Annotated in this window: 21 protein-coding genes; 10 read left to right on the top strand and 11 right to left on the bottom strand. The window is 42.5% G+C overall.

Going from position 1 to position 23,681, the window contains the following annotated elements; genetic code table 11:
* Positions 1-201 precede the first annotated feature (201 nt).
* Both EGC86_RS15830 and EGC86_RS15825 read left to right on the top strand, forming a co-directional pair.
* A complete protein-coding gene (locus EGC86_RS15830; protein WP_245423171.1) occupies positions 202-486 on the top strand; it encodes a hypothetical protein in 285 nt (94 codons plus the stop codon).
* Positions 487-623: 137 nt separating this feature from the next.
* The gene (locus EGC86_RS15825; RefSeq protein WP_123778183.1) at positions 624-1,007 is read left to right on the top strand and encodes a hypothetical protein; all 384 of its coding nucleotides are present in this window, start codon (positions 624-626) and stop codon (positions 1,005-1,007) included.
* Positions 1,008-1,119: 112 nt separating this feature from the next.
* On the opposite strand, the gene EGC86_RS15820 is transcribed toward EGC86_RS15825, so the two are convergent.
* The 3 genes from EGC86_RS15820 to hutI all read right to left on the bottom strand — a co-directional run bounded on the left by EGC86_RS15820 (position 1,120) and on the right by hutI (position 5,290).
* Positions 1,120-2,781: an amidohydrolase gene (locus EGC86_RS15820; RefSeq protein ID WP_123778182.1), complete on the bottom strand. Its 1,662-nt coding sequence runs from the start codon at positions 2,779-2,781 to the stop codon at positions 1,120-1,122.
* A gap of 181 nt (positions 2,782-2,962) precedes the next feature.
* Positions 2,963-3,739 (bottom strand): haloacid dehalogenase type II, encoded by a 777-nt coding sequence (locus EGC86_RS15815; RefSeq protein ID WP_425376048.1) that lies wholly within the window; start codon positions 3,737-3,739, stop codon positions 2,963-2,965.
* Positions 3,740-4,057: 318 nt separating this feature from the next.
* The gene (gene hutI / locus EGC86_RS15810) at positions 4,058-5,290 is read right to left on the bottom strand and encodes an imidazolonepropionase (protein WP_123778180.1); all 1,233 of its coding nucleotides are present in this window, start codon (positions 5,288-5,290) and stop codon (positions 4,058-4,060) included.
* A gap of 133 nt (positions 5,291-5,423) precedes the next feature.
* On the opposite strand from hutI, the gene hutC reads away from it, so the two are divergent.
* The 5 genes from hutC (at position 5,424) to EGC86_RS15785 (ending at position 12,551) form a co-directional block, all read left to right on the top strand.
* Positions 5,424-6,131: a histidine utilization transcriptional repressor HutC gene (gene hutC, locus EGC86_RS15805; protein ID WP_123778179.1), complete on the top strand. Its 708-nt coding sequence runs from the start codon at positions 5,424-5,426 to the stop codon at positions 6,129-6,131.
* A gap of 95 nt (positions 6,132-6,226) precedes the next feature.
* Positions 6,227-7,897, top strand: coding sequence for a urocanate hydratase (gene hutU, locus EGC86_RS15800; protein ID WP_123778178.1), 1,671 nt, complete (start codon positions 6,227-6,229; stop codon positions 7,895-7,897).
* 3 nt (positions 7,898-7,900) lie between these two features.
* Positions 7,901-9,439: a histidine ammonia-lyase gene (gene hutH, locus EGC86_RS15795; RefSeq protein WP_011639361.1), complete on the top strand. Its 1,539-nt coding sequence runs from the start codon at positions 7,901-7,903 to the stop codon at positions 9,437-9,439.
* A gap of 343 nt (positions 9,440-9,782) precedes the next feature.
* A complete protein-coding gene (locus EGC86_RS15790; RefSeq protein ID WP_011639360.1) occupies positions 9,783-11,051 on the top strand; it encodes a mechanosensitive ion channel family protein in 1,269 nt (422 codons plus the stop codon).
* A gap of 27 nt (positions 11,052-11,078) precedes the next feature.
* On the top strand, positions 11,079-12,551 hold the full coding sequence (locus EGC86_RS15785; protein WP_123778177.1) for an alpha/beta fold hydrolase: 1,473 nt from the start codon (positions 11,079-11,081) through the stop codon (positions 12,549-12,551).
* 98 nt (positions 12,552-12,649) lie between these two features.
* On the opposite strand, the gene EGC86_RS15780 is transcribed toward EGC86_RS15785, so the two are convergent.
* Positions 12,650-13,204, bottom strand: coding sequence for a lysophospholipid acyltransferase family protein (locus tag EGC86_RS15780; RefSeq protein ID WP_123778176.1), 555 nt, complete (start codon positions 13,202-13,204; stop codon positions 12,650-12,652).
* A 171-nt stretch (positions 13,205-13,375) separates the two neighbouring features.
* Here EGC86_RS15780 and EGC86_RS21155 point away from each other — a divergent pair, with 171 nt between their 5' ends.
* Positions 13,376-13,507, top strand: a complete 132-nt coding sequence (locus tag EGC86_RS21155) for a hypothetical protein (RefSeq protein ID WP_281047857.1) — start codon at positions 13,376-13,378, stop codon at positions 13,505-13,507.
* 21 nt (positions 13,508-13,528) lie between these two features.
* Here the strand turns inward: EGC86_RS21155 and EGC86_RS15775 are convergent, their stop codons facing one another.
* From EGC86_RS15775 to EGC86_RS15760, 4 genes are all read right to left on the bottom strand, one after another.
* Positions 13,529-13,996: a DUF2489 domain-containing protein gene (locus EGC86_RS15775; RefSeq protein WP_059746073.1), complete on the bottom strand. Its 468-nt coding sequence runs from the start codon at positions 13,994-13,996 to the stop codon at positions 13,529-13,531.
* Positions 13,997-14,091: 95 nt separating this feature from the next.
* Positions 14,092-14,640: a Der GTPase-activating protein YihI gene (gene yihI / locus EGC86_RS15770; RefSeq protein ID WP_102037641.1), complete on the bottom strand. Its 549-nt coding sequence runs from the start codon at positions 14,638-14,640 to the stop codon at positions 14,092-14,094.
* Between the two features lie 55 nt (positions 14,641-14,695).
* Positions 14,696-15,358 (bottom strand): methyltransferase domain-containing protein, encoded by a 663-nt coding sequence (locus tag EGC86_RS15765; protein ID WP_011639355.1) that lies wholly within the window; start codon positions 15,356-15,358, stop codon positions 14,696-14,698.
* A gap of 840 nt (positions 15,359-16,198) precedes the next feature.
* Positions 16,199-16,822, bottom strand: coding sequence for a c-type cytochrome (locus EGC86_RS15760; protein ID WP_011639354.1), 624 nt, complete (start codon positions 16,820-16,822; stop codon positions 16,199-16,201).
* A gap of 263 nt (positions 16,823-17,085) precedes the next feature.
* Here EGC86_RS15760 and yihA point away from each other — a divergent pair, with 263 nt between their 5' ends.
* Positions 17,086-17,760, top strand: a complete 675-nt coding sequence (gene yihA, locus EGC86_RS15755) for a ribosome biogenesis GTP-binding protein YihA/YsxC (protein WP_011639353.1) — start codon at positions 17,086-17,088, stop codon at positions 17,758-17,760.
* A 733-nt stretch (positions 17,761-18,493) separates the two neighbouring features.
* Here the strand turns inward: yihA and polA are convergent.
* Positions 18,494-21,250, bottom strand: a complete 2,757-nt coding sequence (polA, locus tag EGC86_RS15750) for a DNA polymerase I (protein WP_123778175.1) — start codon at positions 21,248-21,250, stop codon at positions 18,494-18,496.
* Between the two features lie 531 nt (positions 21,251-21,781).
* Here polA and elbB point away from each other — a divergent pair.
* The gene (gene elbB, locus EGC86_RS15745; protein WP_011639351.1) at positions 21,782-22,435 is read left to right on the top strand and encodes an isoprenoid biosynthesis glyoxalase ElbB; all 654 of its coding nucleotides are present in this window, start codon (positions 21,782-21,784) and stop codon (positions 22,433-22,435) included.
* Between the two features lie 81 nt (positions 22,436-22,516).
* Here the strand turns inward: elbB and glpG are convergent, their stop codons facing one another.
* Together glpG and glpE are read right to left on the bottom strand one after the other, a co-directional pair.
* Positions 22,517-23,368, bottom strand: a complete 852-nt coding sequence (glpG, locus tag EGC86_RS15740; protein ID WP_011639350.1) for a rhomboid family intramembrane serine protease GlpG — start codon at positions 23,366-23,368, stop codon at positions 22,517-22,519.
* Positions 23,365-23,673 (bottom strand): thiosulfate sulfurtransferase GlpE, encoded by a 309-nt coding sequence (gene glpE / locus EGC86_RS15735; RefSeq protein ID WP_123778174.1) that lies wholly within the window; start codon positions 23,671-23,673, stop codon positions 23,365-23,367. Before glpE ends, glpG begins: the two co-directional genes overlap by 4 nt.
* Positions 23,674-23,681: the final 8 nt, after the last annotated feature.

The raw sequence follows: 23,681 nt of genomic DNA, 5'->3' as shown, positions 1-23,681 counted from the left end.
CCTGGTGGTTTTAGTCTGCTCACATATTCTTTTTGTTTGTAGTCTTAGTCGTCTATATGTAAAGGCAACATGAATAGATTTAATTGCTTTACACTAAATAGATAGCAAATGTAGGATGTATATTAATCAATAACTTAAATGTCCGACTTTATTTGGCTAGCAGTTCAATAAGTTGTTAACAGTAAAAGGAATCTACATCTCGTGAAGTATGCCATTATACCTCTAGTTCTTGTTTTAGCTGGTTGCGCTCAAAACTCAGGCATCATTCCAATGGGCGGTGAAACTTATATGGTTTCTCGTCAAGCTGCTACAGGTTTTACTGGTATGGGTACGCTAAAAGCAGAGGCTATGACAGAAGCGTATGCACAGTGTCAAAAGTCAAAAAAAATGGTTAAGGTTCTAGAAAATATCGATGCAAAACCGCCATTTATATTTGGTAATTTCCCTAAAACCGAAATTCGTTTTAAGTGTATTGAAGAATCATAATCTAGCAAATTACTGTTAACAATTTGATGAATCAGGACAAATAACAGTTGGATTTTGCTCCTACGTCACTTATTTTAGCCAACATATTATTTTCCTCTTAATGAGGTGTTGGCATTTCACTAATAAAGGAGTATTTCGTGGAATCAGAATTTCAGAACCAATTTTGTTATGTCTCTACGCTAGAGCATCAAAGTACTTTTTATGGAAAGTATATTTATTTATACACCGACAAAGGTCAGCTTTCACTTACAAATGATGGCTTAGAATACCTAGGTAAAAAAAATAATTATTCCATTACTCGTAGCTCAATAAAAAACATTGAAATATCTCACTATTCTCGGGTTGCAAAACCTTTTAAGTTAAACTGTATTAAGATACGTTATATAGTTGATTCAGTTGAAAATACTATTTATTTAACACCTACAGGTTCAGGTTTTACTCCTATTTATAAAACCAATCAGTTAGTAAAAAATTGGTTCTCTAAATTAATGGAAATTATGCCTGAGTTACAAAATACCTAACAAATATGAGCTCCCGCCATTCTTTAGGTATTAGCCTTAACGCGTTTCCCCTTAAAACGCGTTAGACCAATTCTACTTATCTTACTTATCAATAAACCATGCTCAATTCAGCTTACTCTTTTGCAAATACCTTGCGGCCGTTTACCCAGGTGGCGGTGACTTTGTTTTGCCAGATCTGTTGTGGGTCGATTGTAAAATAGTCATCTTCGACTAGGATAAAGTCTGCTTTTTTACCGGGTTCTAATGAGCCTAAAAGCTGCTCTTGATGGCCTGCGTAGGCGGCGTCGATGGTGAAGCTTTTGAGTGCTTCGATGCGTGATAGTTTTTCAGTAGCGAGCCAGCCGTCGAGTGGTTGGTTAACATGGTCTTGGCGGGTTACGGATGAGTGCAATCCAAAAAATGGGTTGGGCGATTCAATAGGGAAGTCAGAACCATTGGCGATGACGGCATTAGCGTTTAACAGCTTGCGCCACGCATAAGCACCGGCCAAGCGGGCTTTACCTAAACGGTTTTCGGCCATATTTTTGTCGCTGGTGGCGTGGGTTGCTTGAATCGATGCGATAACCCCAAGCTTGGAAAAACGCGGTATGTCGGCTAAATCGAGAATTTGTGCATGTTCAATACGATGGCGTAATGCTTTTGAGTCGGTTGCTGCAATGGCGGTTTGGTATTTATCGAGTACCACTTGATTAGCATTGTCGCCAATAGCGTGGGTGTTGACCTGAAAACCCGCTTTCATCGACTGTAAAATCAGTTTACCGAGTTGCTCGTCTGAATACAGCATTAAGCCTTTATGGCCGGGTTGGTCTGAATATTCGTTGATTAATGCTGCGCCGCGGCTGCCAAGCGCGCCATCGGCTGATATTTTAACGCTGTCGACTTTAAACATGTTATCGGCAGTGGTGATGTGGCCTTGTTTTAAAATGCTAGTAAAGCGAGGGTCTTCCACTGACAGCATGCCATTAACCCGCACGCTCATGGCATTGTTCGCTGCTAATTGTTGGTATGCCTTGATGTTGTCGATGCTGATACCTGCATCGTGCACACTGGTTAGCCCGTATGACGCTAGGCTATCCATCGCTAGGGTTAAGGTTGATTGTAATTGCTGCTGATTGAGATCGGGGATGATGTTAAACACTAAATTCATCGCATTGTCGATTAACACACCGGTAGGGTTACCTTGCTCGTCTTTGACAATTTCACCGCCTTCTGGCGCAACAGTGGTTGACGAAATTCCCGCGAGTGCTAACGCTTTGCTGTTAACCCAAATGGCATGACCGTCAACTCGGCCAAATGATACAGGATTAACTTTAAAGGCTTTATCTAGGCTTTCTTTAGTCGGGAATTGTTTGCTGTCCCATAACTCTTGGTTCCAACCGCGGCCCATTAGCCATCCGTCAGTTGGGTTGTTTTTACTAAATGCTTGCGCGCGTTCAACGGCTTGTTGTTCGCTACTGGTGTTGGTCAAGTCTGCGGTTAATAAACTCAAACCATAACCTAGCACATGACCGTGGGCGTCGATTAATCCAGGTAATAAGGTTTTACCTTTGCCATCAATTGAGGTGATATCAGTTGCACTCGGTAAGGCTTGGTTTAAGGTAAATAGTCGATCAATTTTGTCGTCAGTAAATTGGATAGCATTGAAGGTTTGCAGTTTTCCGTCGACGAGCGTGTAGCCATTAACGTGATGCATCAGTGTGGTTTGTGCCATGGTGTTTGCGCTTAAACTAGCCAAACATAATGCCACTGATAGCGCTAAATATTCCTTTCTCATCTGTTTTCCCTTTTTATGACGACGATTAATCAGCATTCATTAAATGTTAATTAATGGTTAATGGCAAGGGGCAGTGCAAGTCGTCTTAAGGGGGGGGGGAGATTGATGGGGCTATATAGAGGAAATACTCATTGCTGTGTAAATTTATCGCCCAGCTAATACTGGGCGATAATCGTTAAGGCTAGTTGAACTTAGCTAGGGTGCTGGCTAATTCGTTTACATCCAGTACGTTGTAGTCTGGTTGTGCTGCTAGTGGGAACAATACTTTACCTTGGCGACGAATAAAGGCGGTTTGTAAGCCTGCTTTATCTGCACCGGCAATATCCCAACCGTGTGCGGCAACCATTAACGCTTCATCTGCATTAACGCCTAAATCTTTAATGGCCCATTGGTACGTTTTTAAATGCGGCTTAAATACCCCAACAGATTCTATGCTTAAGTTGGCATCAAAATACTGGCTTAAATTAGCATTTTTAAGCTGTAAGATTACGCCTTCTAATGATGAGTTGGTTAAGGTGACTAGTTTGTAACCCTGAGCTTTTAATTTAGCTAAACCTTCTGCAACATCTGGGTGAGCGGGTAATGAACGAAGTGGCGTTAGAATGGCGGTTTTAGCTTGTTCTGGTGTGATGGCAATACCGTTGATTTCGGCGACCATTTGCAATGAAGCAACGCCAATGCTACCAAACGTTTGGTAATCACCTGTAGCTGAAACTACTGAAGAATGATGCAACATGGTTGAGAACCATAATGGCAGCAAATCTTCACGACCATTAAGCGCTTTACCCACAGAGGCGCGCATATTTTCAAGATCTAACAAGGTTTCATTCACATCAAAAATAATCACTTTAGGCTTAACCAATAGTGGCTGCACCGCAGTATCTGCTGGATCTTTAGCAAAAGCGCTACTGGTATTAAGCATAAAAAAAGCTGTCGCAAGCGATATTAAAACACGGATTTTCATAAAACCTCTGGCAATGTGATGTTGGTTAAAAGAACTTATCGAGTATTCATCTCACAGTTGTTGCCAGTGACACTGATATTAATAAATTGAACGATTGTTCATTAATGTAGTCAGCCTAAATGAAACTGACCTTAAAATCACGGTTTTATTGCCTAATAGTTTAATTAATCTGAAGTTGGGATTTGAGGTGACGTACATAGCAGTGCCACTGGAGATAGACATTATCGCCAGTGGTACTGCTATCAGTTATGAGTTTGAACTGAAGTTGTGGGTTATTTGATTGAGAAAAGTTGAGCCCAATTATTTAACTGTTTAATTGGGTAGCGCAACTACCTGACCATTTTTGACAACGGTTTTACACAGGTTCACTCCGTAAGCATAAGCTAATTGTGCTGGAGTGGTGATATCCCACAAACAAAAATCAGCTTGTTTACCTACGGTAATACTGCCGACATTATTGTCGATACCAAGTGCTTTTGCGGCATTAATGGTCACACCTTGTAAGGCTTCTTCTGGGGTGAGTCTGAATAAGGTGCAAGCCATATTGAGCATTAATAAGGTGGAGCAAATAGGCGATGACCCCGGATTAAAATCGCTGGCAATAACCATTGGCACCTTGTATTGGCGCAGTAAGTCGATTGGCGGTAATTGGGTTTCGCGTAAAAAGTAAAATGCGCCGGGTAATAAGGTTGCACAGGTACCACTTTCGCTTATGGCTTTAACACCTGCTTCATCTAGAAACTCAATATGATCGACCGATTTAGCCCCAAGCTTGGCCGCTAAGGCGCTGCCGCCCATATTGGTTAATTGCTCGGCATGCAGTTTAATTTGTAATCCCGCTTGCTTGGCCGCAGTTAATACTCGCTCAGTTTGCTCAAGATTAAAGGCGATATTTTCACAAAATACATCGACGGCGTCAGCAAGGTTTTCGGCGATTACCGCGGGGAGCATGTCATTAATGACGAGGTCGATATACGCATCTGCATTGTCTTTATATTCTGGCGGAATCGCATGGGCGCCCAAGAAGGTGGTGCTTACATCAATGTGATGATGTTCGCCTAGCTCACGTGCAACGCGCAATAATTTAAGCTCTGTTTCGGTGTTTAAACCGTAACCGGATTTAATTTCAACCGTGGTGACGCCTTCTCTGGCTAGGGCATTTAAGCGTTGTCGGCCTAGTTCAAATAGTTCAGCTTCATCGGCATCGCGACAAGCATTAACCGTTGAAATTATGCCGCCACCTGCGCGAGCTATTTCGGCGTAAGTCGCGCCTTGTAAACGTTGTTCAAATTCGTTGGCGCGATTACCAGCAAAGACTAAGTGGGTGTGTGCATCGATAAGCCCAGGTGTTATCCAGCCGCCTTTGCCTCTGTAAACTGGGGTTGCCAGTACATCAAATTCAGGTAGTTCACTGCGCGGGCCAACCCAAGCAATTTTGCCATCTTTTACTGCGATAGCCGCTTGAGGTATTACGCCGTAAGCCTCTTGGATATTGGTATCCATGGTGGCCACGTTTACATCAATCCACACTTGATCCCACGACATGAAAACTCCTAAAAATGCATTAATTATTGATTGCTAAACAATACTTGTTTTAACTTGTATATACAAGGTAGGATGAATGATGTGTTTTTAAACAGCAATGACATTATTGTCTAAAAAACCGAGAGCTGCTGATATGGCCCAAGCAAAGTTTGCCCAGATAAAACAATTCATTTTGAGCCGTATTGAAACGGGCGAATGGCAAGAAAACGACCGAGTGCCGTCTGAAAATCAGTTAACTGAATTGTTCGCCTGTAGCCGTATGACAGCAAGGCGGGCGTTAACTGAGCTGGTGGACTCGGGCGTGTTAGAGCGCACTCAGGGAGTGGGTACGTTTGTTGCGGGATTAAAGTCGCAATCGTCATTGCTGGCTATTCGTAATATTGCCGACGAGATAAAAGACCGTGGCCATGGCTACAGTGTTAACCAGCTTGAATTGACACAAATTGAGGCCAGCACTGCGGTGGCTAATGCACTGGGGCTGGAATTGGGCAGCCCTGTATTTTATTCGGTGTTGGTACATTGCGAACAAGGCTTACCATTACAAGTGGAAGAGCGTTATGTGAACCCACTGCTTGTGCCTGATTACCTACAACAAGATTTTAGCTCACATACTCCACATGAATATTTATCGGCGGTGGCACCACTGACAGAGGCTAAACATACCGTTGAAGCCATTATGGCTAACGAGCTGTTACAACAACGTTTAGCCATTGCGGCAACGGAACCTTGCTTACAAATTTTACGTCGTACCTGGTCACGCCAAGGTGTGGTCAGTTTTGCTCGTTTAGTTCATCCGGGCAGCAAATTTAAACTAGGCGGCCATTTAACCTTTGCGCGTTAAATGGTGGTATCGAAAATGAAAACCGTAAGACATTAAACATAAACAACAAGACCAATAAAAAACCAAACTGAATAAACTCAGTTGAAGAGGAACATATGGATAAACGACACGATCCAAGCCGTCGCATTATTGCGCCGCACGGTACTCAATTACAGTGTAAAAGTTGGCTAACCGAAGCCGCGATGCGCATGTTAATGAACAACTTACACCCTGATGTTGCCGAACGCCCAGAAGATTTAGTGGTGTACGGCGGCATTGGCCGCGCCGCGCGCGACTGGCAAAGTTACGACAAAATTATTGAAGTGCTTAAACGCCTTGAAGACGATCAAACCTTATTGGTGCAGTCTGGTAAACCTGTTGGGGTGTTTACCACTCATAGCAATGCGCCACGGGTCATTATTGCTAATTCAAACCTAGTGCCACATTGGGCTAACTGGGAACACTTTAACGAACTGGATAAGAAAGGTTTGGCCATGTATGGCCAAATGACTGCGGGTTCGTGGATTTATATTGGTTCGCAAGGCATTGTGCAAGGTACTTACGAAACGTTTGTCGCCATGGCTAAACAGCACTTTAATGGCTCGTCAGCGGGTAAGTGGATTTTAACCGGCGGTCTAGGCGGCATGGGCGGTGCACAACCACTGGCTGGTACTATGGCGGGTTATTCGGTATTAACCTGTGAAGTCGATGAAACTCGTATCGATTTTCGCATGCGCACTGGTTACGTCGACAAAAAAGCCACTTCATTAGATCAAGCATTAGCGATGATTTACGCAGCAAACCAAAGCGGTAAGCCTGTTTCGGTCGGTTTACTAGCGAATGCCGCCGATGTGTTTACAGAGCTAGTGACCCGCGGCATTGTGCCTGATGTGGTGACAGACCAAACCTCCGCGCACGACCCATTAAACGGTTATTTACCTCAAGGCTGGACTTTAGAATACGCCGCTAAAATGCGTAAAACTGACGAAGCGGCAGTCGTTAAAGCGGCGAAGCAATCAATGGCGGTGCAAGTTAGAGCAATGTTGGCATTGCAGGCAGCCGGTGCCGCAACCACAGATTATGGTAACAATATTCGCCAAATGGCCTTTGAAGAAGGCGTAACGAATGCGTTCGACTTCCCTGGGTTTGTGCCAGCATATGTACGGCCGTTATTTTGTGAAGGCATTGGACCATTCCGTTGGGTAGCCTTGTCTGGCGATCCGGAAGATATCTACAAAACAGATGCCAAAGTCAAAGAGCTGATTCCAGATAATCCACAGTTACATAATTGGCTCGACATGGCGCGTGAGCGTATTGCGTTTCAAGGCTTACCTGCACGTATTTGCTGGGTCGGACTTAAAGACCGTGCCCGCTTAGCGTTAGCTTTTAATGAAATGGTCAAAAACGGTGAGTTATCGGCACCAATTGTTATCGGTCGTGATCACTTAGATTCTGGCTCAGTTGCCAGCCCAAATCGAGAAACAGAAGCCATGTTAGACGGCTCTGATGCGGTGTCAGATTGGCCATTAATGAATGCCTTACTCAATACGGCTAGTGGTGCAACTTGGGTGTCATTGCATCATGGTGGCGGCGTTGGTATGGGCTTTAGTCAACATTCTGGAGTGGTGATAGTGGCCGACGGAACCGATGAAGCTGCGGTACGTTTAGGCAGAGTATTGTGGAACGACCCTGCTACAGGAGTAATGCGCCATGCAGATGCTGGCTATGACATTGCAAAAAATTGTGCCAAAGAGCAAGGCTTAGACCTGCCAATGTTAGGAGCTTAATCCATGTCGACTTATTCATTTGAACTTATTCCAGGTACGCTGACATTAGCGCAGACTCGTGCGATCAGCCGTAATAGTGTCAAGCTGACCCTTGCGAAAGAAGCGATTAAAGACATTAATCAAAGTGCTGAAATCGTCCAGCAAGTATTACGTGAAGGCCGTACTGTTTACGGTATCAATACTGGCTTTGGCTTGTTAGCCAACACTAAAATTGTTCCAGAAGATCTGCAATTATTGCAACGCTCTATTGTATTGTCCCACGCAGCTGGCATTGGTAAATACATGCAAGATGCTACCGTGCGCTTAATGATGGTTTTAAAAATTAACTCATTAAGCCGCGGTTTTTCAGGTATTCGTTTAGAGGTTATCGAGTTTCTCATTCAGCTAGTGAATGCCGGAGTGTATCCGTGTGTGCCAGAAAAAGGCTCAGTCGGGGCATCGGGTGACTTAGCGCCATTAGCTCACATGTGTTTACCTTTGTTAGGTGAAGGCGAAATGAGCTATCAGGGGCTGATTATCTCAGCAGTGGAAGGTCTTGAGATTGCTGGGCTAAAACCTATTGAATTAGCAGCCAAAGAAGGGTTAGCGTTACTGAATGGTACCCAGGCATCAACAGCGCTGGCGCTTGAAGGTTTGTTTAATGCAGAAGACTTGTTTGCCGCCAGTTCAATTATTGGCGCCATGAGTGTTGAAGCCGCTATGGGCAGTCGTAGTCCGTTTGATGCGCGCATTCATGCTGCGCGTGGACAAAAAGGCCAAATTGACTCAGCAGCCATTTTCCGTCATTTGCTCACTAACGAATCGGAAATTAGCCTAAGTCATACCAATTGCGAAAAAGTGCAAGACCCATATTCACTGCGCTGTCAGCCACAGGTATTAGGTGCGTGCTTAACCCAAATTCGTCAAGCAGCAGAAGTGCTTGGCGCTGAGGCAAACGGCGTTACTGATAATCCATTGGTGTTCCAAGATACGGGCGATATTATTTCGGGCGGTAACTTCCATGCCGAACCCGTTGCGATGGCGGCTGATAACCTCGCCATTGCGATTGCTGAAATGGGCTCTATTTCGGAACGTAGAATGGCGTTGTTGATTGATTCTAGTTTGTCTAAGCTACCGCCATTTTTAGTCGATAACGGTGGGGTAAATTCTGGCTTTATGATTGCTCAGGTCACCGCGGCTGCACTTGCATCGGAAAACAAAACCTATGCACACCCTGCCTCGGTAGACAGTTTGCCGACGTCGGCAAACCAAGAAGATCACGTGTCGATGGCGACGTTTGCTGCACGACGTTTACGCTACATGAGCGAAAATACCCGTGGAGTATTAGCTATTGAGTTGTTAGCTGCTGCACAAGGGTTGGACTTTAGAAAGCCTTTGCAACCAAGCGCTGCAGTAGCAATGGCCAAAGCCGAGCTTCGTGAAATAGTGACGTTTTATGATAAAGACCGTTATTTTTCACCTGATATAGAGAACTCTGTCGACTTATTGTATAGCGCCAGTTTTAACCGATTACTACCGCAAGGCATGCTGCCGAGTTTTTAGCTGAGCTGAGCAACATACCATGAGCATGATATGGCTATGGTAGTTTGGTAAAGGACCGCAAGGTCCTTTTTTATTATCTTTTATTACTTATAGGTAAAAGGTAATTTTTGTTTAATCTTGTTTGGGTATACTCACATTCATCGCAACTGTTAACATAATCGTGAAAATAGTAACTTGCATTAAATTTATCATCTTGACTGATAGGGTCGATGTTTCGTTAACGTTATACATCAACACCATGCATAATGAGTATATTGATAAGCCTGCGAATGTTTGATTTTTTATGCGGTTTAATTTAAGTCTTTTGATTGAGTAAAGGGCAAACGTGGCTAAGGATTTGTTTGTGAATACAGAAGTGCGGATTGAAATTGCGGCTTGGTTAACCCGTTTGGGTATTAATAGCCAACCATCGGATGGTGTCGCGACATCGATATTAATTTTGGCTTGTGTGATTGTGGCAGGTTTAAGTTATTACATTACCCATCGATTTGTAGTTCACGGTGTGAATGCAGTGATCCGCCGGTCTTCGGTCACTTGGGACGATATTTTCATGCGCTTTAATGTGTTTGAACGTCTCGCTATTTTGATCCCCATTTTAATCCTCGATTTATTGATCCCTATTGTGCTCACCGAGCATGAGTTGATCAGCGCTTTTATTGATCGTTTCCTTAGCGCTTTGTTAGTGTTTTTTATTATTCGAGCTGTGTATAGCGGGTTAAATGCGATTGATGAAATTGCTGATATTAATCATGTTAATCGCCGTTTACCGGTAAAAAGTTTTGTTCAGTTGACTAAGTTATTCCTATTTTTTATTGGGTTAATTGTTGTTTTTGCTATTCTAGCCGACCAGTCGCCTATTTATTTCTTTAGTGGTTTAGGTGTTGCTACCGGTTTGGTCATGTTGGTGTTTCGAGACACCATTTTGGGCTTCGTTGCTGGGATTCAGCTTGCTGCTAACCGCATGGTGAGTAAAGGCGATTGGATCCAAATGGATAAATACGCTGCAGACGGCGCAGTTGAAGATGTAACGTTGACCACCGTTAAAGTACGAAACTGGGACAATACCATCACCATGATCCCAGCTTATGCATTAGTGTCAGATGCATTTAAGAACTGGCGCGGCATGTCCGAGTCGGGTGGTCGACGGATTAAGCGATCAATCAATATCGACGTAAATAGCATTCAGTTTTTGACCGATGACGAACGTATCCGCTTAGGCAAAGTCAATTATTTGAAAGAGTATTTACCACAAGTGTTCAGTGAAATCAGTGTTGCTAATGCCAACGTGAGCGATATTGATATGAAGGTGAATGGCCGCCGCTTAACTAATATCGGAACATTCAGAGCATACTTACAAGAGTATTTACGTCGTCATGACAAAGTACATAAAGACATGACCTTAATGGTAAGGCAGCTAGCACCAACCACTGAAGGTTTGCCGATAGAGCTGTATATTTTTACCAATGACATTCGCTGGACCTACTATGAAGCAATTCAGGCAGACATTTTTGACCACATTTTTGCCGTGCTACCTGAGTTTGGTTTACGTGCATTCCAAAACCCGACAGGTACAGACCTTCGCAGTATAAAGCAATGGACCGAACAGCATTGATAAGCTGTCTGATAGGCGATATCTGCAGTGGTTAAATTATTGGTATTAGTATCATTGCTGTTGCTGTGGTCGGCGATGCCCGTGCAAGCTAATTGGTTTAATGACATCAATAGGCAAGTTCGCTCAATAGGCGCTGCAAAACCAGTGACAGCCGAACCGTTAACCGCCGCAGAGTTAGCTGATTACCCAACAAGCTATCACTTTGAACGTGTAATAGTACCAAGCCATCAAACCCCGCTGTTTGTGCTACAAGCAGGGCTTGAGCACCGTGACACCGTTGTTCTTATTCACGGCTTAGGGGAGTTGGCTTCTAAAGACTGGTTAACGGTGATTCCTGCGTTAGCAACGCAGTATCATGTAGTTGCTATCGATTTACCTGGTTTTGGTCTATCGCAAGGTGCTGTATTTACCTATTCACCTAAAGAATATGCCAAGGTGATCTATTGGGTTATTAGCCATTATCGCCATCCCAATGCTCAGGTACATCTTGTGGGACATTCGATGGGGGCGGCGATTAGCTTATACTATGCTAGCCAGTACCCCGGCAAAATTGAACAACTTGTGCTGGTAGATGCTGCTGGTATTTTGGACCGGACTGCCTACTTAAAACAGATTTCGAAGCGAGATATAGCTAATAGCGAATTACCACAAGGCTTACGCCGAGTGTTAGCGCGGGTTGATAATTTTGCAGATAAGATACTTGAGAAAACCGGAACGGGGTTAGATCCAACGAAATGGTTAAGTCGTAATGAGTCTATTCGTAATATTACCATTGGCGAACAAACCAACACTAATGCGGCATTAGCATTAATGGAACAAAACTTCTCAGTGCTTAATTACCAACAGATGCCCGCGACGCAGTTAATTTGGGGTGCCGATGATCAAGTTGCGCCACTGCGGACCGCTGAAGCACTGCTGCATGTATTACCTACTGCACAGCTAAAGGTTATTGCTGGTGCAGGGCATGTACCGATGAAGTCTCACCAACACATCTTTAATCAAATGTTATTAACGGGTCTAGCATCGACTTCTCCTTCTAATGCTAAAGCTTTGGCTCGTGATCAACATTCAGAAAATAGCAGTCAGCGTATTGGCAAATGCTATCAAGATAGCCAACAATATTTTTCTGGGCATTATGATCAGCTCTTTATTGAAGACTGTAAATTGGTGTTCATTGACAATGTTGATGTCAACCAACTCACGATGAGTGATTCGATTGTAACAATCAAGTCTAGTCGCATAGGCATGCAGCAGAAAATGATGAAGGTCACCCGCAGTACTATTAGCGCCACAGACACTGAATTTTTGGGTGAGATTAACAGTACTCGCAGTAGGTTTGATTTAGCTGGGGTAACCTTTTGGGGTGAGTCTCCGGTGTTCATCTCGCAAGAGTCGACTCGGCTAGTGCTATCTTTAGTGCGGATCCATACGCCAACGCACGTTATACGTTTAGGCGGCAGCTACGTGTTAGCCGCTGAGAGTTTAGAAAGCGTGTTATAAAAAACGCTGAATACTGTGTAAGACACTTCTTGTATATCCAACACTGTCGCACTTCTGATTAATCAATATAAGCTAATTGAGCGTTAATTATTTCAGTGCTATCTCTGCTGATAATCAGGAACCATTTTTGGATGATAACCTTTGATTGAACGGTAAAAATCCATTAACTGATTTATTTCGTGTTCAATATCTCCCGTCGGTCTTAACGGTTTGGCAATCACAACCGCTTTGCGGCCAAAATCTAATCCGATTGGCACTATATCAACATCCGCTTTGGCTGCAATATGGTAAAAACCACTTTTCCAGCGGGTTACTGGGCTACGTGTCCCTTCAGGTGCTAAGGCCAGTTTATACAGTGGATCTTGTTGGAATAACAGCACCACACCGTCAACTAAGTTATTGTATTTACGTCTATCGACAGGGCTGCCGCCCATGGCGCGAAAAAGCCATCCCCAAGGTGGAATAAACAGCTGATGCTTACCTAAAAAGTGGATTTTGGTGCCTAAGGCACTGCGGGCGATAATACCAATGATGAAATCCCAGTTACTGGTATGTGGGCCAACAATAATGACGCATGGCTTAGTTTTGTCGAGTTGGCCATCAAATTTCCAACCCAGTATTTTGAGTAATCCTAAGCAAAGTGAACTGAACATAGTGTGACCCCAATCATTGAGCTTTATAAAGCTTCTTGTTGTTATTATTCGATTTATCAGCTAGTTGATGTGGTTAATCGACGTTGATTCGTTTGTGATATGCATTATCAGCATAGTCTGTAATCGTGCTAATTTCATGCTTAACCTCAATTTGGCTAAGGTATGAGATAAATGTTGTTAGTTACTTTGTTTAAACTTGCCATTGGCTTTGTGAGTAAGGTAAACGTATGCAGCAGTAGTTACTTATCATCAATGAATGCAGAGCAAAAGGTCGCAGGTGCATCGTTTTCTATGTCGTTCTAAAGTTATTAACTAATATGTTGTCTAGTGAGTGATGGGCTTATCAAACTCAGCGATGTGTTTTGCTTCGTCTAGAATAACCTGCTCTAACTCTGCTTCTGATTTCATCCGTTCAAAATCAAACTTCATCCGTTGTTGTTTCGGCAACTCTTTACGTGCTTCCATGATGGGATGGTTTCTAATTAGTTCATAATGGGTAAACAGGTTAGGGAAGTCTGCCATAACTTGTTCTGATAAGGATAATGCATCAAATAGTTTACCTATGCGCATAACGCCTTCAGACAGTTCACAACGGTCTTCTAGCATTGCTGCTGCAATGTAACGGATATCAGTCAGTATTTGCTGTCTACGCTCGTCGGCTTTAGCCTTACGTTCAGAAAGTGCTTGTTGGTTAGCTTGTGTTTTACGTTTAAGCGTTAACAGTAAGTGTGCTGCGTAGGTAGCAAGGGCAACAATAATGAGTAAAGCAATAACGATGGCGGTTGTAGACACAATTTATCCTTTTTTGAATACAAAACTGGCGCGATATGCGCCAGTTTTCTGATATCAAACCAAGAAATAGCTTGGTATTACTTTCATCGAGCAGATTAATCTTTCTGCTGATAATCTTTAAGCAGGTCGGCACCTGATTCAAAACGATTTAATAGTTCATCATCGCTCAGTTGCTTTTTAGGGCTTTGTGTTGGTGTATCATCACCTTCAGTAAGGCCTAAGCTCAACATCAGTTGCTCAATTTTGTCTAACTGAACATTCAACCACTTTTGATCAGTGTCAGATAAATCACGACCTTCTTCAAGTTGGTCAAGTAACTGATTTAGTCTTGGATCGTCTTCAAGTTTCAATAACTTCTGTTCGTCAGTCAGTTTAGGCTGCTTAGGCTTAACCACTAATGGCGCAGTAACTGCTGTTGGTAAAGTGAGTGCCACCGGCTTTTTGCTGCCATGACGTACATCTTTACTCTTAACCGAAGTGTTACCAGATGCTTGTTTAAGCAACGTTTCATTGTGACGGCTGCCTGATTTACGGCCGGTTTCAGATTTTTTACCATCGACCGCGTTGCGATCAACTTTTTTTACTCTAGGTGCAAACTTAGCGCCGTTTTCGCCGCCTTTGCGAGTTTTTTTACTGCGAGCCATGATGTTCTCGTTAGGTTTTCTAAACACGTCCTTGCAGAGCAATTTCTACAAGGCACTAAATAAGGATGCGCTTTATATCAGATTTTGATGATTTTTGCATCAAAACCAGATCTTTCGATGCAAATAATAGCTCAAAATCACTATTTAATGCTAAATATTCGAATGTCTGCTGCTGATAAAAGCTTACATGAGTTGGATTGTTTTTGTAATGCCATTTAGCAAAATGGTCTTGATCGGTCAATAAAGGTGTACTTATAGCTAACCAGCCATTGGGCTTAACCAGCTGATTGAGTAACTTCCATTCACGGTGTGGATGACGAAAGTGTTCGAATACCCGGTAACAACATACAAAATCATAGCTATGTTTCAGTACCGACTGATCTGCAGCAAAAAACGGGTCGTACTGATTAACAAGATGACCAGCATCAACAATGGATTGCCTGCTCTGTTCGTCAAGTAAGCGGCCAAAATTAAGGCCAGTTAACGCGCCGCTCTGTTGCTGAGATATTTGGCCTAATAGTGGCAGTATAAATTGCGATAATGGCTTTTGATTCGATGACTTTTGTGCTCGACCGTAACGCTGACGCTCAATATCGGGCATAAGATGTGATTTTGGGTTAGCAAAGACTAAGCCACAGCGTTCGCAGATGTAGAAAGCTCTTTTTTTGTCTTGAACAAAAAATTGAGCACAATGATTACAGAGCGGGCATACATTCATCAAATACAGCAGTACCTAAGTATTGACTTAATAAACGATTATATAGCGTATACGGTTAATTTAAAGTAAGTATTTGAAATGAAGTTGATATTGAGGCCATTTAAGCATAAAAAAAGGCGGCAGTATAAACTGCCGCCTCGTAAAATAGTGCTTAACGCACTTTATTCTGATTCCAAGTATCCGTACTTGCTATGTGACTATCCCGGTCAGATCTTTATTTATTTTGCTTTCCATGCCGTTTTTAATTGTTATTGGTCATCAATGACGCTTTTTTATATTCTGTTGCCGTCCTGACTACAGCTTCCGTAGATGGTCTTCAATGACGCATCATTATCCTAATTGCCTTCAATGACATTAGTTAACCATCCTTGTTACTTTATACCTTCGAGCGATAAAGCTTCCAGCGGGTGCATCCTCAGCAATAAGCTTTGTTTGCTATTATTTGAATCCTTCAAATAATACTCTGGGCTATCAGTCACTCTGTTGTGTAAGGCAGTGCTAAATAGCATGTCGACCAATCGGTCTATTCCTTACAAATTTTACGACCTGTATTTCAAAATGAAATCTCGACTCATATTTTTATTATTAGTGAGTGGTCTTAAATTATTATTATTATGAATTATCTTTATTCTTATATCTTAAATGTATCTGTCCGAAACCTGCTTGATGTTATTAGATTTATATTACAAACAGCTGGGTTTACCTCGGTACGGGGTGTATTTAACGCTAAAAGTGTGAACGCTGTCAAGTAATAATCGATGAAGTTGACGTCAACGTAAACTTTGAAGTGTAAAAAATGGGCTCGAAAGCCCATTTTTTATTGTCTCATATTCCGTAGTATTAGTTCTTAATGCTTGAAATATATTTAGATAATGCATCGATATCGGCATCTGATAGCTTTTTAGCTACATCTTGCATCATGCCGTTTAAATCATTGTGACGACTAGCATCACGGAATTTTGTTAGCTGAATTTTGATATAGTTAGCATGTTGACCACCAACAGCAGGGAAACCAGCAGCTTCTGCACCCTCACCTTCAGGTCCATGACATGCAACACATGCAGTAATACCACGGGCAGCATCACCGCCTTTGTACAGTTTTTCACCTGCGGCAGGTACATCGGCAACGTCGGCGACAACTTTTACTTGGCTAGCGAAGAATGCTGAGATGTCAGCAATGTCTTCATCGCTTAGACCCATTGACATCCCGATCATGATTGGGTCCATACGACCTTCAGCACCACCGGTTTTAGCTGCTAATCGGAATTCAGTTAATTGTTTTTCAAGATATGCAGGGTGTTGGCCTGCTAATTTAGGATACATATCAATCATGCTATTGCCGTCAACACCGTGACAGGCAGAACATACGATTGCTTTAGTTTTGCCTACTTCAGCATTACCTTCAGCCATAACTGGTGATGACATAGCGGCGACTACAGACAGCGCAAGAGCTAACTTTTTCATGGCGTTCCAACTTCTAGTTAATTTATTGTCCTGAGCTTACTAGGAAGACCCGCAAGCGTGGTAAAATGTTTTTCCAAGCGCTTTGATGTAGTTTACGATGCTCGTGAAGAGCTAGATCATTTATGACTACATCACACATATTAGCGTTGCTTGGGTATATAATGTGATCAGGCTAATATTTTACACGAAAACGTGCAAAAGTAAGCAATTGTTAAAAATTTATGGTAATGCGTTTACTAGAAGTAATTTAATTGGAGTTAAGAGTGACAGATTCTCGTATCGATTTCCGTAGGGCTAAGTTTTTAATCAGTGCGCCAGATATTGCGCATTTAGATCAGTATCTTCCTGGGGATATCGGGGTGGAGATTGCGTTCGCTGGGCGCTCTAATGCCGGTAAGTCCAGCGCGTTAAATGCGCTTACTGAACAAAAAAGTTTAGCTCGAACCAGTAAAACACCGGGTCGAACCCAATTGATCAACGTGTTTCAGCTAGATGATGATCGCCGTTTAGTCGATTTACCTGGCTATGGTTTTGCGCAAGTCCCTTTAGCATTAAAACATAAGTGGCAAGAGGCGCTTGGCGAGTACCTACAAAAGCGCGCTTGTTTAAGTGGCGTGGTGGTATTGATGGATATCCGTCATCCATTGAAAGATCTCGATATGCAAATGATTGAATGGGCAGTATTAAGCAACATTCCAGTTTTAGCATTATTAACCAAATCGGATAAATTGACTCAAAGCGTCAAAATGAAAACCGTTAATGATGTGCGTGCAGCCTTAAAAGAGTTTGGTGATAAAGTGCAAGTTGAGACGTTGTCATCGCTAAAAGGCACCGGTAAACCCAAAGTGCTGAGCATCTTAAACGATTGGTGTCATCCTGAATGGTTAGCTGAACAGAAGGCTGAGCAAGCGTCAGCGTCGGAGTTAGCACCAGAGTAGTGGTCGAGTAGTATGATATAGATTAGCAAAACTAAGAGCCGGCAGCGATGTCGGCTTTTTTGCGTCTGTGTTTTCTATATTGTAACAATGGTGATTTTTAAGCAAAAAAAACCGATAACCAAACGGCCATCGGTACAAATAAATTAGCTCTTTTGGGGAGAAGCTAAATTCAACAAGACTCAAGTGCCATCAACTCAATTTGATGACGCTCAATGACGACATAATAACTGTTTTTTAATCAACATTAAAGTATTTACTCTAAATATTTTTAATGATGAAAAAAATCAAAAAAAAGCCCCAGCAACCTAAGTTGCTGGGGCGCCGAATTTGGCTGGTCACTATCGCTAGTGAAATAAAGGTTTGAAAGATTGAACATCTTAACCTCTGTACCCTACGACGAATATAATAGCTTATTCGCCTTAAAATGAAAAACTGTTTTTCATAAAAAGATACAATAACTGTGACTACAAACCCAAAATAGTCTTTATTTGCCGCTTAGAACGATGAAACTGCGTCATTATTTATCGTTAAATTAGTCATTGATACATCGATTGAGTCATAGTTGGCGGCTTAGAGGATAGGGGGTTTATTGCGCTAAACGTTCATTTCAGTCCATTTTTGTTCAGTTTAGCCATAGTTACAATGTCCAAATAAAAATACCGCATTCTAATGAATACGGTATTTATGTTTTAGCTACTGACGTTTATTTTACCAACATAACCTAAGTCAATGACTAGTGGGCTTCATCCCAATTGTCGCCAATGCCAGCCTCTGCTAATAAGGTCACATCTAATGATGCTGCTTGTGCCATTAAGTCACACACTTTTGTTTTGAGGGTTTCTGCTTGGGCCTCATCTACTTCAAACACTAATTCATCGTGTACTTGCATAATCAGGGTAATTTCACCTTGAGTATCTTGGTTAATCCACTGGTGAATGGCGATCATGGCTTTTTTGATGATGTCTGCTGCAGTTCCTTGCATGGGAGCGTTAATCGCTGCACGTTCAGCTGCCTGACGACGCATTGCATTACGGTCGTTGATTTCAGGCAAGTATAAACGACGTCCGAATAATGTAGATACATAACCTAATTCAGCTGCGATGGCTCGGGTTTCTTCCATGTATTTGAGTACACCGGGATAGCGAGCAAAATAAGTATCGATATACTTTTGTGCTTCATTGCGTGGAATATCTAGCTGTTTGGCTAAACCAAACGCAGACATACCATAAATTAAGCCAAAGTTAACCGCTTTGGCGCGGCGACGTTGCTCGGTGGTGACTTCTTCAAAGTGCACCCCAAATACTTCTGCTGCGGTAGCTTTATGAATATCTTTGCCTTCTGCGAATGCGGTTAGCAAGCCTGCATCTTGAGACAAATGAGCCATGATCCGCAGTTCTATTTGCGAGTAATCGGCAGCTAAAATTTTACGACCTGCAGGGGCAATAAAAGCTTGGCGAATACGACGACCTTCTTCTGTGCGGATCGGAATATTCTGTAAGTTTGGCTCACTTGATGACAACCGACCCGTTGCAGCATTAGCTTGGTGATAACTAGTATGCACTCTGCCTGTTGTGGCATTAACCATAAGTGGCAGTTTGTCGGTATAAGTGCTCTTTAATTTGGCTAGGCTACGATGTTCAAGAATAACTTTAGGTAGAGGGTAATCAAGAGCTAGTTCGATTAACACATCTTCTGCTGTTGATGGTGCACCTTTAGGGGTTTTCTTCTTTATTGGATAACCTAGTTTTTCAAAAAATAGCGTTTGTAGTTGCTTTGGTGAAGCTAGGTTAAATTTTTCCTCGGCAATTTCGTAGGCTTTATTTTCTAGGTCATCAAGCTTTTTGGCTAACTCACCACTTTGCTGGCTAAGTAGCATTGAATCAATCAATACGCCTTGACGTTCTACATCAGACAATACTTTAATTAACGGTAATTCTAGCTCATTAAATACACTGGCCAGTTCTGGTTCTTTTTCAAGCCTTGGCCATAGATGTTGATGTAAACGCAGGGTGATATCGGCATCTTCAGCGGCGTATGGCCCAGCAATATCCAAATGAACTTGATTAAAAGTCAGTTGCTTTGCGCCTTTGCCAGCGACTTCTTCAAAACTAATATTTTTATGGCCAAGGTATTTTAACGCTAAACCGTCCATGTCGTGACGCGATGCGATTGAATTAAACACATAGGATTCGAGCATAGTGTCAAAGCGTATACCTTTGAGGCTAATACCTGCGTTGGCTAAAATACTCATATCATACTTGAGGTTTTGACCTACTTTTTGCGGTGTATCGCCTTCAAGGATCGGACGTAGTTTTTCAAGCGCGCTGGCTTTATCAATTTGCTGCGGCGCATCAAGGTAATCATGCGCTAAAGGTACATAGGCTGCTTTGCCTGCTTCGGTAGCAAATGATAAACCAACAAGTTCCGCTTCCATGTAGTTGAGACTGGTGGTTTCGGTATCAATCGCTATCAGTTCGGCTCTGTTAAGCTTTTCAATCCATTTATCAAGCGCTTCCATGGTCAGAATCGTTTCATACTCAGCTTCAATGGTTGGCGATACGATGACTTCTTCTTCGCTATCTTGGCTGATGGTACCGCGGGGTTGCTTATTATCGAGTACTTCCGCTAACCAACGTTTGAATTCCATTTCACCGAAGCATTTAATGAGTTCATCACGGTCTTGAGGCTTGACCGTCATTTGATGCCAGTCTAGTGCTAATTCTACGTCGGTTTTAATGGTTGCCAGTGCATATGACAACTTTAGCATGTCGGCGTTTTCGATGATTTTAGCCGGCATGGTTTTTGAGCCTCTAAAGCCAACTTCAACGACGCTTTGTGGGTCCGCTAAAATATTTTCTACACTTCCCATGCCAAGCAACATCGCCAGCGCGGTTTTCTCACCAACCCCAGGTAAGCCTGGAATGTTATCGGACTTGTCGCCCATGAGAGCTAAGAAATCGATTATTCTATCGGGACCGACACCATATTTCGTTTTGACCTCTTCAGGGCCCATAATGGTATCTGTCATGGTATTGATTAACGTGACATGCTCATTCACTAGCTGTGCCATGTCTTTATCGCCGGTACTGATTAATGTCGCCCGGCCTTCTTTACTGGCTTGAAGAGCGATGGTTCCGATCACATCATCGGCTTCCACACCAGAAATACTGATCAAAGGTAAACCCATTGCGTGAATGATTCTGTGTAATGGTTCTATTTGATTACGCAGATCATCGGGCATAGGTGGGCGCTGGGCTTTGTATTCACCGTACATATCGTTGCGGAAAGTTTTGCCTTTAGCATCAAAAACAACAGCGATATGGCTAGGGCTGTAACGGCTTAATAAACTACGAAGCATGTTAATAACACCGTAAACCGCGCCTGTTGCTTCACCTTTTGAATTGGTTAAATGAGGCGGCGCATAATAAGCGCGATAAAGATAAGATGAACCATCAACTAAGATGAGCGGGTTATTGGGAATCGTTGGCATAATTAATATTCGTGTTCAGTATTTTGCGAGACTAATAGGATGACATTATACCCACAGCACCTCAAGATGCTTGTGAGATTGTCAGTTATTTACCCAAGATAGTGATCAATAACCGTAACGTTTGACTCGTTGTGCATCTAGTGAGGTTTTGTGGGCAATTTTATAGAGAAAAGCCAACAATCAGCCACGCCAAAAGACTCTCAGCCTGTGGATAAGTCTGTGAGTGAATTAATCAACGTTGTTGGATAGATTTTCTTACGGCTTGAATAGAAATCAGTAACTAGTTGAGTTATATGTTCTTTTTTTATTTTTGTGAGCTAAATATTATTTCTAATAAATATTACTAATTTGTGGACTTTTTTATTGATGTCAGTTAAGTCACAATCGAATTCAGTGATGTTTTATGACTAAAAAAAAGGCATCTAGCAAATTCGACGTTCTAAGTTAGCATGATTTTTAATCAGATCAATCGTTTTGTTGGTTTTTTGTTGTAAATTTTACATTATCAATTAAAAGTTGAAGGAAGATGTCATGAAAAAGATTGCTGTTTTACTGAGTGGCTGTGGGGTATTTGATGGAACTGAAATTCACGAGGCTGTATTAACCCTACTGGCGATAACGCGAGCGGGGGCGCAATATCAATGTTTTGCTCCAGATATAACTCAAATGCATGTGGTGAATCATTTAACCGGTGAGGTCAACACCGACGAAACCCGTAATGTATTGGTTGAGTCTGCGCGGATCGCTCGTGGTGAAGTACTTAATGCCAGTACATTAGAGGTAAGTCAATTTGATGGTTTGGTGATCCCTGGCGGTTTTGGCGCGGCTAAAAACTTATCTAATTTTGCAACTACAGGCAGTAATTGCCATATTCAGCCAATTGTAGAAAACTTTATTCGTGAGTTTGCTTTAGCGCATAAACCTGTCGGCTTTGTGTGTATTTCACCGGTGATGATCCCGAATATTTATGGCGCAGGCGCTATAGGTACAATTGGAACCGATTCTGAAACGGCTCATGCATTTACTGAAATGGGCGGTAAGCATAAAAATGTGCAAGTTGAAGATATTGTTGTGGATGAGGTCAATAAAATCGTCAGTACACCTGCGTATATGCTAGCAACGTCGATTTTAGAGGCACATATTGGTATTGAGAAGCTGGTTAATAAAGTACTCGAAATGGCTTAGTGATTTGTGCTGAGCTGTATTGTGACTATAAGCGGATTAATGATAAAAGAGTGCCACCTAAAGTGGCATTTTTATTTATGGTTAGCTGGTTTTAGTTGTTGGTGAGGTTCTACTATCAAATAATGCTTGAGCTAACCCAACACAAAGCCCTGCAATGTGGGCGCCATTCGCAATTGGCATGCCTAACACATCAGTAAAGCCGAGAACCAACCAAACGAGCATAAATCCCATATAAGATTGCGGCAAACTAATACCGCAGCTAGGTTTACGAATACCCATTAGCCAAGTGTAACCTACCACAGCGTACACGACGCCAGACAAGCCACCAAAATTAGGCCCTGTCATGTAAAACTGCACAATATTAGGCAAAGTACCCGCGACAACTAATAAAAACAGTAACGGTCTAGTCCCCAAATTGGTTTCAATTTTACCGCCTAAGTACCACCACCACAGCAAATTAAAGATAATATGCATAGCAGAAAAGTGCATTAAGCTTGGGGTGAATACACGCCACACTTGGTTTACATCACTGTCCGCAACGGCGCTAAAAAAAGATAACTTAGTGAAGATGGCATCGGCAAAACCAAGGTTCATGCCCGCGAAAACGGCAACACAAGCAAAAAAGCACACTAATGTCAGTGGGCCTGCACCTGTCATAAACTGTTGAATTAAGCCTTTAGTTCCTGGGCCATAGTCAAATTTGGTATCCGTTGCACCGTTGTCCCAAGAGGCTTGCAAGTATTTACTATCGTATGGGTTTTTAGCAAACTCAATTAACTCGGCGCGAGCTTGGTTTTCGTCGGCGGGGTTAGTGATTATTAGGCCAACACCTTGAGAATGAGTCACGGCATGGCATTGAATATTTAACCCTTTTAGGTAGTCAATAAATGCCTGTGCTGCACGTGCATTAGGTAATTGGCCGATTTCTATCATGCGTGAGCCAAGCTCCAGGCACTATAACCACCATCTAAACTGTAGATGTCGTCAAAACCTTGTTCGTTTAAATAACTGGCTGCGCTTTGGCTGCTCATTCCATGGTAGCAGACAACAACTACAGGCTTGTCCATATCAGCACCACCAATGAAGTCAGCTAGGTTTTCGTTGGTTAAATGGGTCGCACCTTCAATATGGCCAGCAGCAAAACTCGCTGCGTCGCGAATATCAACAACTTGTATGTCGTTAGATTCAGTCGACATATGGATAAGCTCATTGATAGACAAATGTTTAAAACCAGACATGATATTAC

This window comes from Shewanella frigidimarina, assembly GCF_003797125.1.
Taxonomy (GTDB): Bacteria; Pseudomonadota; Gammaproteobacteria; order Enterobacterales; family Shewanellaceae; genus Shewanella; species Shewanella frigidimarina.
This window is presented reverse-complemented; position numbering and strand designations above follow the sequence as displayed.